10 protein-coding genes and 1 pseudogene are annotated in these 12,821 nt (G+C 38.6%); 10 read left to right on the top strand and 1 reads right to left on the bottom strand.

All coding sequences use genetic code 11. The annotated features are described in order from the left end of the window. Positions 1-164: 164 nt before the first annotated feature. The 5 genes and pseudogenes from FGQ66_RS15770 to FGQ66_RS03835 all read left to right on the top strand — a co-directional run. A pseudogene (locus tag FGQ66_RS15770) lies at positions 165-1,676 on the top strand (DNA translocase FtsK); the annotation flags it as partial. Between the two features lie 388 nt (positions 1,677-2,064). After that, complete coding sequence (locus FGQ66_RS03850; RefSeq protein ID WP_081134118.1) at positions 2,065-3,087, top strand: LLM class flavin-dependent oxidoreductase; 1,023 nt, start codon at positions 2,065-2,067, stop codon at positions 3,085-3,087. A gap of 172 nt (positions 3,088-3,259) precedes the next feature. Further along, positions 3,260-4,333, top strand: a complete 1,074-nt coding sequence (rlmN, locus tag FGQ66_RS03845; protein ID WP_081134119.1) for a dual-specificity RNA methyltransferase RlmN — start codon at positions 3,260-3,262, stop codon at positions 4,331-4,333. Between the two features lie 384 nt (positions 4,334-4,717). Further along, entirely contained in the window at positions 4,718-5,269 is a 552-nt protein-coding gene (locus tag FGQ66_RS03840; protein WP_005880220.1) for an aminoglycoside N-acetyltransferase AAC(6')-Iih, read from the top strand. A 335-nt stretch (positions 5,270-5,604) separates the two neighbouring features. After that, positions 5,605-7,272 (top strand): peptide ABC transporter substrate-binding protein, encoded by a 1,668-nt coding sequence (locus FGQ66_RS03835; protein ID WP_016177699.1) that lies wholly within the window; start codon positions 5,605-5,607, stop codon positions 7,270-7,272. Between the two features lie 86 nt (positions 7,273-7,358). Here the strand turns inward: FGQ66_RS03835 and FGQ66_RS03830 are convergent, their stop codons facing one another. Continuing rightward, a complete protein-coding gene (locus FGQ66_RS03830) occupies positions 7,359-7,706 on the bottom strand; it encodes a DUF3899 domain-containing protein (RefSeq protein WP_016177700.1) in 348 nt (115 codons plus the stop codon). A gap of 82 nt (positions 7,707-7,788) precedes the next feature. Between FGQ66_RS03830 and opp3b the strand changes: the two genes are divergently transcribed. Genes opp3b through FGQ66_RS03805 form a run of 5 tightly spaced genes read left to right on the top strand, consistent with a single transcriptional unit; the run spans position 7,789 to position 12,808 of the window. Then, positions 7,789-8,730 carry an oligopeptide ABC transporter permease gene (opp3b, locus tag FGQ66_RS03825; RefSeq protein ID WP_005880225.1) on the top strand — a complete coding sequence of 314 codons (942 nt, stop codon included), beginning with the start codon at positions 7,789-7,791 and terminating at the stop codon, positions 8,728-8,730. After that, positions 8,731-9,774, top strand: a complete 1,044-nt coding sequence (gene opp3C / locus FGQ66_RS03820; protein WP_113846212.1) for an oligopeptide ABC transporter permease — start codon at positions 8,731-8,733, stop codon at positions 9,772-9,774. Positions 9,775-9,779: 5 nt separating this feature from the next. After that, on the top strand, positions 9,780-10,859 hold the full coding sequence (locus tag FGQ66_RS03815) for an ABC transporter ATP-binding protein (protein WP_016177701.1): 1,080 nt from the start codon (positions 9,780-9,782) through the stop codon (positions 10,857-10,859). Beyond that, positions 10,834-11,787: an ABC transporter ATP-binding protein gene (locus FGQ66_RS03810; RefSeq protein WP_005880230.1), complete on the top strand. Its 954-nt coding sequence runs from the start codon at positions 10,834-10,836 to the stop codon at positions 11,785-11,787. Before FGQ66_RS03815 ends, FGQ66_RS03810 begins: the two co-directional genes overlap by 26 nt. Before the next feature lie 13 nt (positions 11,788-11,800). Further along, positions 11,801-12,808, top strand: coding sequence for an RNA-guided endonuclease TnpB family protein (locus FGQ66_RS03805; protein WP_113846211.1), 1,008 nt, complete (start codon positions 11,801-11,803; stop codon positions 12,806-12,808). The last annotated feature ends 13 nt before the right edge of the window (positions 12,809-12,821 follow it).

Genomic DNA, 12,821 nt, shown 5'->3' with positions numbered 1-12,821 from the left:
TACCCGCACGTTCATATCAAGAAGAAGTTTCTGAAGATGAACCAGAACAATTGAGTTTTGTACCGATCGACAGTTTTCAGGGAACGGTTCAACCAACAGCAACGAATCCTGTGAAAACAGAACAGCAATCATCACCTTCCTCATCGATGTCAGGTCTAGAAGAAGAAGGCATAGAAGATGACGGAACAGCGTTAGAGTTTGAAATCGAAGCGGAACAGGAAAATCATGATTATGAATTGCCATCTATTGATTTGTTAGACTCCGTAAAAACGACAGACCAAAGTGATGAGTATAAGAAAATCGAAAAAAATATTGGCGTATTAGAACAGACATTCCAAAGTTTCGGGGTGGATGCTAAAGTAGTGAAAGCGAGTTTAGGACCATCCGTGACGAAATTCGAAGTGCAGCCAGCCGTAGGAGTCAAAGTAAGCAAAATCGTTAGTTTGACGGATGATATTGCTTTGGCGTTAGCAGCGAAAGATGTTCGGATGGAAGCACCGATTCCAGGGAAATCATTGATAGGGATCGAAGTACCAAATAGTAAAATCAGTATGGTCTCGTTTAGAGAAATCATCGAAGCGCAGCCAAACCATCCAGATAAATTATTAGAAGTTCCGTTAGGGCGCGATGTCTCTGGACGGGTCCAAACAGCGGATCTTTCTAAAATGCCTCACTTACTTGTGGCAGGTTCAACAGGTAGTGGGAAATCAGTTGCAATCAATGGGATCATCACTAGTATTTTGATGCGGGCAAAACCACATGAGGTCAAATTGATGATGATCGACCCTAAAATGGTTGAATTGAACATGTACAATGGCATACCGCATCTTTTAACACCAGTGGTAACTAATCCAAGAAAAGCAGCTCAGGCATTACAAAAAGTAGTGCAGGAAATGGAAGAGCGCTACGAAAAATTTGCTGCAACTGGGGTTCGAAATATCACTGGGTACAATGAATTTGTACAACAAAAAAATCTTGAAATGGGAACGAAGCATCCAACATTACCATTTATCGTAGTTATTGTAGATGAATTAGCTGATTTGATGATGGTAGCAAGTAATGAAGTTGAAGATGCGATCATTCGTTTAGCGCAGATGGCCCGTGCCGCTGGAATCCATATGATCTTGGCAACCCAAAGACCAAGTGTAGATGTTATCACTGGGATCATTAAAGCCAATGTTCCTTCACGAATGGCATTTGCAGTTTCAAGTGGAACCGACTCTCGAACGATCATTGACTCAAATGGTGCAGAGAAACTCCTAGGAAGAGGGGACATGCTCTTCTTACCAATGGGTGAAAACAAACCAATCCGTGTTCAGGGAGCCTTTATTTCCGATCATGAAGTTGAGCGAGTCGTAAGTTTTGTAACGGATCAGCAAGAAGCACATTATGAAGAGAAGATGATGCCAACGGATGAAGCAGAAACAAGTGGTTCGGCAGAACAACCGCAAGATGAACTATTTGAAGAAGCAAAGGCGTTAGTGATCGAAATGCAAACAGCAAGTATTTCATTGTTACAACGTCGGTTTAGGATTGGCTACAACCGCGCTGCTCGCTTAGTCGACGAGTTAGAAGCTCACGGAGTTGTAGGACCATCAGAAGGAAGTAAACCACGTAAAGTATTTATCGAACAAGCAGAAGAACCGATGGATTCTCTGCCATCTGATCAAGAATGAGAAAAACAACGAGTGACTATCTGAAATATAGTCAATGAGTATAACAAATTGATTTTATCTGAAATAAAGCACTCCTTTTCTAATGATTTTTGGAAAAGGAGTGTATTTTTTATGGCGATCATTTTCAATTGTTGTGAATCATCTGAACCATTTAGAGAACGTACTGGATATAACTGATAAATGATGGGATAGATTTTCTGTCGTGTAGAAAAAAGTGAGTAGTTTTCCCTTTGAAAATGGTGGAAAAGGTATGATTTTCTCTATATATGTGTGTATTTTCACAAAAATGTGTTTTTCGAGATGTTTTATTCGTTTTTTAAAATAAAAAGTAGTAGAATCACTTCAAGCTAACAAATAGTAAGTGCTAGTTAAAAGGAGGGAATCTGGAATGAAAAAAATTGGTTTTTTAAGTTTTGGTCACTGGATGGATGAAGGATCACTAGTCAAGACGGCAAGTGATGCATATCTGCAATCAATCGAATTGGCGGTTGAAGCAGAAAAAATTGGTATCGATGGTGCTTGGTTTCGTGTACATCATTTTGCCGATCAGATTGGATCACCATTTCCACTGATGGCTGCTATCGGTGCTAAAACTAGCAAAATCGAAGTGGGTACTGGTTTGATCGACATGCGTTATGAAAATCCTTATATGATGGCGGAAAATGCTGGCTTGACGGATATTATCACCCAAAGCAGAGTGCAATTGGGTGTGGGCCGTGGTTCACCAGAACAAGTTTTAGATGGTTGGAAATATTTTGGCTATGATTACAGTGAAGAAGAAATTAAGGAAATCACTCGTCAGCGGACATTGGAATTTTTAAAATTATTAGAGGGCAAGCCTTTCGCCGAACCAAATCCGATGCCGATGTTTCCTCAAGGTCCAGGAAAACTACGTATTGAACCTTACTCGGATGGATTAAGAGAGCGTATCTGGTGGGGATCAGGTTCCACTGAGACGGCAGTTTGGGCAGCCAAACAAGGAATGAACTTACAATCCTCTACTCTTGTCAATTTTGAAAGCAAAGAACCATTTCATATCCAGCAAGCCAAACAATTGCGTGCATTTAAGGAAGCCTGGAAAGAAGCAGGACATGATTTTGAACCAAGGACTTTGGTGACTCGGTCTATCCAACCGATCACAACAGATTTAGATCGTCAGTTATTCGGTGAATTAGGTGATGAGGCAGCAGATCAAGTAGGATTTTTGGCTTATCATCGCAACCCAACGATTTTCGGTAAAACTTTTGCCGGTGAACCAGATAAAATCGTTAAACAATTGGCAGAAGATGAAGCAATCAAAGAAGCGGATACTGTACTAGTCACAATTCCAAATACACTAGGTGTCGAATACAATCTGCATCTACTAGAATCGATCGTAAAAGACGTAGCGCCTGATTTGGGCTGGCGTTAAAAAATAGGAACACTCCAAAAATCTTAGTAAAGGAGATTTTTGGAGTGTTTTTTATTTAATAAAAAGACGCATATCATCTATTTACATAGTGTTTATTTTGTGAAGAGTTGCATTAGTTTGGAGAATCAGTTATAGTATGTAGCGATACTTTGAAAAAAAGAGGGAAATAATCTTGGAAAAACAATCCATTTATGGTTTAACAATTGAAGAATTGACCGCATGGTTTTTAGAAAATGGCGAGAAAAAATTTCGAGCTGCGCAAGTATGGGAATGGTTATATCAAAAGCGTGTAAGAGATTTTTCTGAAATGACGAATCTTTCAAAAGGCTTGATTGCTAAGTTGAGTGACCAGTTTATTATCAACCCATTAAAACAAATGGTCGTACAAGAGGCGTCAGATGGCACAGTCAAATACTTGTTTGAATTGCCTGATAAAAACATGATCGAAACAGTGTTGATGCGACAAGAATATGGTTTGTCTGTCTGTGTAACGACACAGGTCGGCTGCAATATCGGTTGCACATTTTGTGCGAGTGGTTTGTTGAAAAAAAATCGTGATCTAACAGCAGGAGAAATCGTTGCACAAATCATGATGGTGCAACATTATTTTGATGAACGACAAGAAGGCGAGCGAGTATCTCATGTGGTAGTCATGGGGATTGGTGAACCATTTGATAACTACGACAATGTCATGAACTTTCTATACATTATCAATGATGCGAAAGGCTTGGCCATCGGTGCACGTCACATCACTGTGTCAACTAGTGGTTTAGCGAACAAGATCAAAGAATTTGCAAACAATGGATTACAAGTAAACCTAGCTATCTCATTGCACGCGCCAAACAACGAAGTACGCACATCGATCATGCGAATCAACCGTAGTTTCCCAATCGAAAAACTGATGGAAGCTGTAGATGAATATTTAGAAAAAACAAATCGACGGATCACATTCGAATATATCATGCTGAACCAAGTGAACGATCGCCCTGAACATGCACAGCAATTGGCTGATTTATTGAAAGATAAAAAGAAACTAGTCTATGTGAACTTGATACCTTATAATCCTGTCAGTGAGCATGATCAATATTCACGAAGTCCTAAAGCTGATGTATTGAAGTTTTATGATGTACTGAAGAAAAATGGCGTAAACTGTGTCATCCGTAAAGAACATGGAACGGATATTGATGCAGCCTGTGGCCAATTACGCAGTAAGCAAATGAAAAAAGAAAAAGCAACGAGCAAATAAGCATCAGAAGAGTTTGACTCCGCGAAACGAAAAGGGATTCATGAAATTTGCTTTTCAAATTTTTGTGGATTCCAGTCCATTTTCGAAGGAACTACTTCTGCTCCACCATTTATTCGTGGAGTGTGAGGCAAAAGAAATACTTTTGTTTCACACTCTTTTTCTGTGCTAGTGATCAGGCTAAATCGCTTCTTTCACAACCTTATTCACGGTGTTCAAAGACCAACTCCTTGAAATAAGTCTGAATTTTTCAAAACATGGAAAGCTGTTTCGAAAAATCCATTCTTATTGTCAGCGGAGCTGAACGGTCTTTTCACAACCTTTAGTATAAAATTGTTCATTTTTCTTCCATCTACTGCTAAAATAGGCAGAAATGGGGGGATGGGTATGATTATCAGTGAGTTTGATCGTGATAATTTGGTTTTACGTGACCAATTAGCCGATCTTTTGAGATTGACTTGGCCAGATGAATACGGTGAACAGCCGATGAAAGAAGTAGAGCGACTGCTGGAAGATGAAAGGATCGCCGTCTCTGCAATCGAAGGAGATGAGCTGATTGGTTTTGTCGGTGCGATTCCACAATATGGTCAAACTGGTTGGGAACTGCATCCCTTAGTCGTCGAAAGTATGTACCGTAAGCAACAAGTTGGTACACGCCTAGTGAGTTATCTAGAAAAAGAGATTGCCTCACAAGGAGGAATCGTTGTCTATTTAGGAACTGATGATGTGGAAGGGCAAACAAGTTTGGCGATTGAAGAAGACCTGTTTGAAGATACCTTTGACAAGCTTGAAACGATTCAAAATAGGAAAGATCATCCTTATGAATTCTATGAGAAACTTGGCTATCAGATCGTTGGGGTAATTCCGGATGCGAATGGCTGGAACAAGCCAGATATTTGGATGGCCAAACGAATTGCTAGAAAACATGGAAGTGAATGATCTTTAGCAATAGAGAATATATTGAAATAAGAAATAGCAACTTGGAGAGTAATTTATTTGCTTTCCAAGTTTTTTTTTGCAAATTTTGAGAATACAGCGCTTAAAATAGCATAAAACGATCTGTTAGCAAAATTATTTAATTTTTTTTGGATAGTTGCTTAAACCCTTTAAAAATAGAGATTTTCAGAAAGAAAATGTAAATAATTCACGAAAAATTCATTATTTTTTGGAAAAAAGAGAAAAAAGTATTGCTTTTTTAATAATTATTCATTAAAATCTTAAACAACTCAGAAAATACTAATTATTCTGAAAATTTCGATAAAGGGGTACGAAAAATGAAAAAGAAATGGACATTTAGCGTTGTTGCCTTATGTGGGCTAGTATTAGCCGGATGTTATGGCGGGGGCACAGATACAAAAAGTAGTGATTCAGCTAGTGGAGGATCAGCTAGTGGAGGCGGCGTTTTCAATTTAGTCGTACCTCAAGAAATGCCGACTGCTGATTTATCTTTAGCGACAGACACAATTAGTTTTACAGCCTTGAACAATGTATACGAAGGAATTTATCGTTTAGACAAAGACAGTAAACCTCAACCAGCAGGCGCAACTAAACTAGCAGATGTCAGTGAAGATGGTCTAACTTATAAAATCAAATTACGAGATGATGCAAAATGGTCAAATGGTGATCCAGTAACTGCAGCCGATTATGTTTATGGTTGGCAACGTACAGTAGATCCAGCAACTGCTTCTGAATATGCGTATCTATTTGCGCCAGTAGCAAATGCTGAAGATATCACAGCTGGTAAAAAAGATAAATCAGAATTGGGAATCAAAGCTGTTGGTGATTATGAATTAGAAATCACATTAACGAAACAAACACCTTACTTCCAATACTTACTTGCATTCCCATCATTCTTCCCACAAAAACAATCAGTAGTGGAAAAAAATGGTGACTCTTATGCAACAACAAGTGACAAAGCTGTTTATAATGGTCCGTTCACTTTAACAGACTTTGATGGACCAGGAACAGATACTGAATGGACTTACAAGAAAAATGATAATTATTGGGATAAAGATTCTGTGAAATTATCTGAAATCAAAGTAAGTGTTGTAAAAGAATCTTCAACAGCCTTGAATCTATTTAAAGATGGACAAGCTGATGATGTTATTCTTTCAGGTGAATTAGCACAACAAAATGCAAATGATCCTTCATACACTTCTGTAAAAGAAGCTCGTACAAGTTATATCGAATTCAATCAACGCGATGCAAAATCTCCATTCAAAAATGCAAACTTGAGAAAAGCTATTTCTTATTCAATTGACAGAAATGCACTAGTGAAACAAGTATTAGGTGATGGTTCAACTATTTCAACTAGCTTGATCCCAGCCGATATGTCAAAAAGCCCAGATACAAACGAGGACTTTGCCAAAGAAGCAGGCAAACAAGCTTATTATGACAAAGACAAAGCAAAAGAATACTGGGAAAAAGCGAAGAAGGAACTTGGTATTGATTCTCTAGAATTTGACTTGTTGGCTTCAGATGATGATGCATCGAAAAAAGTAATTGAATATGTTCAAAATTCAATCCAAGAAAATCTTGAAGGTGTAAAAGTAAAACCAACTCCAGTACCATTCTCAGTACGTATCGACCGTTCTGGAACAGGTGATTTTGATGCTGTATTAGGTGGTTGGGCTGCTGACTACGCTGACCCAAGTAGCTTTACGGATCTATTTGTAACAGGTAACTCTTATAACCGTGGACAATGGAGCAACAAAGAATACGACGACGTAGTGAAAGCTTCATCTACACGCGATGCTAGTGATGAAAAAGCACGTTGGGATGATTTGCAAAAAGCGAACAAGATCATTACTGCTGATGATATGGGTGTTGTGCCTGTATACCAAAAAGCAGAAGGTCACTTGGTTAACAAAAAAGTCAAAGGAATTGTTCACCACGCTGCCGGCGCTTCATGGGATTATAAATGGACGTCTATAGAAAAATAATCGATTGATTTTGAAAAAAATAGGAGAATCGGAGATTGAGACATGTGTCCCAATCTCCGTCTCCTTAACTAATGATTATTAGATACTTAAAGCACCAATGAAAGAATTAGTAATACGATAGAAAGAGCAAGCAAGATTCCGGCAATGATCAGCCAAAAGGTATACATACCATAGCTGGCAGACGAGAGTGAAGAAAATTCTGGTTTTTTCTTGCGGTTTCTTGTTCGGGCTAAATAGATGGATCGTTGAAAATGATCAAAGAAACCCGAGGAAAAAACCCATAAAAATCCGCCGATAATCAAAAACGGCAACGCACATAAAAATAAATCATTCGATAATTGAATAAGTGTTAATTGATGGTTCAGGCTATTCTTTATAATGATCAGAATAATCAATACACCGGCAAGTGTATAGGGAAAATATTTTTTCTTCATTCATTTGCTCCTTTATCTTTGGTTCATTATTAATAATGTAGCGAAACATTTGTCAGAAGTCAAAAGCTAGGGGGAAATAGTAGTGAATAGTTATATAAAATATGTATTGAAACGTGTCTTTTTTATGGTCATCACGCTTTGGTTGATTGCAACGATTACTTTCTTTCTAATGCAATTATTACCAGGTACACCATACACAAACCAAGAACGTTTAAGTCCTGAAACCGTCGCAATGTTGAATAAACAAGTAGGGCTGGATAAACCAGTGATTGTCCAATATGGAATTTACCTTTCCAATTTATTACATGGCAATTTTGGGATCTCATTCCAATTTAAAAACCAACCAGTTTCACATTTGTTAGCTGGACGTGTTGGACCTTCTCTACAATTAGGGTTACAGGCGATTATCTTTGGAACAGTGATTGGTACGACTCTAGGTACGATTTCCGCAATGAAGCAAAATACGTGGGCAGATACTTCTGCAACATTAGTCGCAATTTTAGGCCGTTCAATTCCTAACTTTGTTTTTGCAGTATTACTTCAATATATTTTTGCAATTAAATTACATGTATTACCGATTGCGAAATGGGATGGTTTCGCTTATACGATTTTACCAACCATCGCATTAGCTATGTCGCCGTTAGCGGATTCTGCTCGATTCATCCGAACTGAGATGGTTGAAGTGTTGCATAGTGATTATGTGGAATTAGCGCGAGCAAAAGGATTGAGTCGTTGGGAGATTGCTTTCAAACATGGACTTCGTAACAGTCTGATTCCTTTGATGACACTCTTAGGGCCATTAGCTGTTGGATTGATGACTGGATCGCTAGTAGTAGAAAACATCTTTGCGATTCCAGGGATTGGGGAACAATTTGTAAAATCGATCACGACGAATGATTATCCAACGATCATGGCAGTAACTATTCTTTATTCATTTATGTTGATTTTCGTCATTCTGGTAGTTGACTTACTTTATGGTTTAGTTGATCCAAGAATCCGAGTTTCTGAAGGGAGTCGAAGCTAAATGGAAATGATACCCAAAAAGTATGAAACAATTGCTGACATTCCTGCAGATGAGTTTCTACCGTTACAAAAAAATACTGAAGAAGAACGTGAGCAAATCACCACACCTTCATTGAACTTCATTCAAGATTCTTGGCGTCGTTTGAAAAAAAATAAAGCGGCAGTCGTTTCAATGATCTTATTAGCGATCATCATCTTGATTTCGATCGTAACGATTTTTGTTTCTCCTCATGATCCAACTGCACAAAATGTGGAATATATCAACTTGCCTCCACGTATTCCAGGGATCGATATCAATGGGTTGAACGGAAAAGCCATGGTAGGCGGAGAATTAGTTGATAAATATGCACAAGCAAATGTTCCGGCAAATACGAATTTCTTCTTAGGAACAGACGGTTTAGGTCGTGATGTGTTGAGCCGTTTATTCATGGGCACACGTATTTCTTTATTGATTGCATTTATTGCAGCAATTTTAGATGTGACTATTGGAGTGGCTTATGGTTTAATCTCAGGACTATTAGGTGGCCGCGTGGACAATGCAATGCAACGTTTCTTAGAAATCCTTTCAGGTATTCCTAATTTAGTTGTGATGATTTTGATGCTCGTGGTGTTTGAACCGGGGATTTTCTCCATCGTAGCAGCAATGGCAATCACTAACTGGATTCCGATGGCACGGATCGTTCGTGCGCAAACGATGAAATTAAAAGACCAAGAATATGTACTAGCTGGAATGACATTAGGCGAGTCTAAGTTGAAAATTGCTTTTAAACATATCTTACCTAATATCTCAAGTGTGATCATCATCCAAATGATGTTCAGTATTCCATCCGCTATTTTCTTTGAAGCTTTCTTGAGTTTCATCGGATTAGGGCTAACACCACCATCTGCCTCTTTAGGAACAATGCTTAGCGATGGCTACAAGACATTCTTGTATCTACCATATCTGCTATGGATTCCTGCGGCAACCCTATCGGTTATCATGATTGCCTTTAACTTACTAGCTGATGGCTTACGTGATGCCTTTGATCCTAAAATGAAAGAGTGAGTAATATGACGAAAATTCTAGAAGTAAAAAATTTAGAAATCTCATTTGATACGTATGCTGGAAAAGTCCAAGCAATCCGTGGCGTCAATTTTCATTTGAATAAAGGCGAAACATTGGCGATCGTAGGCGAATCCGGAAGCGGAAAGTCAGTCACGACTAGAAGTATCATGCGATTATTATCAAGCAACGCAAATATCGACTCTGGAGAAATCTTATTCAAAGGCGAAAATATCGTTGGCAAAACAGAAAAAGAAATGCAAAAGATTCGTGGGAAAGAAATTGCGATGATTTTCCAAGATCCAATGACTTCTCTTGATCCTACGATGACGATTGGCAAACAAGTTGCTGAATCTTTACGTAAGCATAACAAGGTCTCGAAAAAAGAGGGGAAAAAAGCTGCATTAGACTTACTAAAATTAGTTGGGATTCCTGAAGCAGAAAAACGGATCAATAGCTATCCGCATCAATTCTCTGGTGGTCAACGTCAACGGATCGTTATTGCGATCGCTTTGATTTGTTATCCACAGATCCTGATTGCTGACGAACCAACTACTGCACTAGATGTAACGATCCAAGCACAGATCATCGAACTTCTAAAAGAGATCCAAACAAAAATCGATACATCGATCATTTTCATCACCCACGATCTAGGTGTCGTAGCAAATGTCGCTGACCGTGTAGCCGTGATGTATGGTGGGAAGATCATCGAAGTAGGTACCTCGGAAGAAATTTTTTATAATCCTCAACACCCATATACATGGGGGTTATTGGGTTCTATGCCAACTTTGGATAGTGCAAATGATCGCTTATATGCTATTCCAGGTTCACCACCGGATTTATTGAATCCACCAAAAGGGGATGCTTTCTATCCTCGGAATGAATATGCATTAAAAATCGATGCAGAACAAGAGCCACCATTTTTTGAATTATCAAAAACGCACAAAGCAGCAACTTGGCTGTTAGCTCCTCAAGCGCCTAAAGTGAATCCACCTGAAGAAATCAAACGACGCTGGGCTATTTTCAAAGAAAAAAAACAAGCAAGCCAAGGGGGAATGATTGATGCAAAAGAAACTGCTCGAAGTTAAAGGATTAAAACAGTACTTCAACATTGGCAAGAAAAATGAAGTGCATGCAGTAAACGATATCAGTTTTCATATCTATGAAGGAGAAACCTTTGGATTAGTAGGGGAATCTGGGAGCGGTAAATCTACAACGGGTCGCACGATCATTCGCTTGAATGAACCAACAGGTGGCGAAGTTTTATTTGACGGGAAAGATGTCACGAAAATCAAGGGCAAAAAAGAAATGAGCCTGTTTCGTCATGAAGTCCAAATGATTTTCCAAGATCCATATGCTTCTTTGAATCCACGAATGAAAGTTCGAGATATCATTGCAGAAGGAATCGATGTCAATGGTTTAGCTAAAACACCAGAAGAACGTTCAAAAAAAGTCGATGAATTGCTAAAAACCGTCGGACTGAACCCTACACATGGTACCCGTTACCCACATGAATTTTCAGGTGGTCAACGTCAGCGGATCGGGATTGCACGAGCTTTGGCGATCGAACCACGCTTTATTATTTGTGATGAACCTATCTCAGCATTAGATGTTTCGATCCAGGCGCAAGTAGTCAATCTTTTACAAGATCTGCAAAAACAGCACCAATTAACATATTTGTTCATCGCCCATGATTTGTCTATGGTAAAACATATCAGCGATCGGATCGGCGTGATGCACAATGGACGTTTATTGGAAATGGGAACTAGTGATGAAATCTATAACCATGGCGTGCATCCTTATACAGAAAGTCTGCTATCTGCCATTCCATTACCAGATCCTGATCATGAAAGACAACGCAAACGAATCAAATATCAACCGGAGCCAGATGATGGTCAAGTGCGAGCATTAAGAGAGATTGCTCCTGAACATTTTGTCTATGCTACGGAACAAGAAGTACCTTATTATTCAAAAAAATTAAAACGGCAAAAGGAAGCCTTACTTGTCACAAATTAGGAGGTAAGTGCTTATGCTAAAAGCCTTTAAATTCCGAATTTACCCGACTGCTTCACAAAAAGAATGGTTCATCCAAAATTTTGGTTGTGTGCGTTTTACGTATAACCATTTGCTAAAAGCACGACAGGAAAGTTATGCGAGAACAGGTGCCATCGATTATTCGATGACACCTGCAACATTAAAAAAAAAATACGCATTTTTAAAATCAGCAGATAGCTTAGCATTAGCAAATGCCCAATTAAATTTAGATCGCGCTTTTCGCAATTATTTCAAGGGGCGTGCTAGTTTCCCTAAACTGAAGAACAAAAAAAGTATGTGGCAGTCTTATACAACAAATAATCAAAAAGGAACGATTTATTTGGAAGATAAGTACTTGAAACTGCCGAAACAAAAAGAGCTGATCCAAGTGAGATTACATCGTCCAGTCGAAGGTGTTATACGGTCAGCGACGATTTCAGCACGGTATAATGAAAGTTTCTATGTTTCTTTACTTTGTGAAGTACAAATCGCTGGAGTGCCAACTACTAATCGATGGCTAGGGGTAGCGTATGATCCAAAGAAATTGGTGGAAACTTCATCACCAGTTGAAGTACAAATGCCATTATTCAGGCAAACGAGAGATAAGATGAAGGTTGCCAAGAGAAAACTGGTGATTAAAAGTAAAGCAGCTCAAAAAAGAAAAGCTCGCTTGGAAAATGCTAGAAATTATCAGAAACAAAAGAGAAAAGTAATGGATCTTTATCAGAAACAAAAATTACAAAAAGAAGATTACTTGGAAAGAGTATCTGGTAATTTGATCCGCAATTATGATTACTTATTTGTTGAAGCTGTTCCATCTGAACTTTCTTCAGCCGATTTTCAGCTGCAAGATTGGTATAAATTGATTACAAAATTGCGATATAAAGCACAGTGGTACAATAAAACATTGCTTTTTATCAATGTGAACGAGCAATTGAATGAACCACCTGACAAAAAAAGTATGGAGTTAGAAAAAATCGGGAAACAAGTGATTTTTGAATAATCGAACTGGTAGG

Source organism: Enterococcus sp. BSD2780061688st2 D3 (assembly GCF_005844145.1).
GTDB lineage: Bacteria > Bacillota > Bacilli > Lactobacillales > Enterococcaceae > Enterococcus_B > Enterococcus_B durans.
Note: the sequence above shows the minus strand (reverse complement) of the source record. Positions and strands in the feature narration are given on the sequence as shown.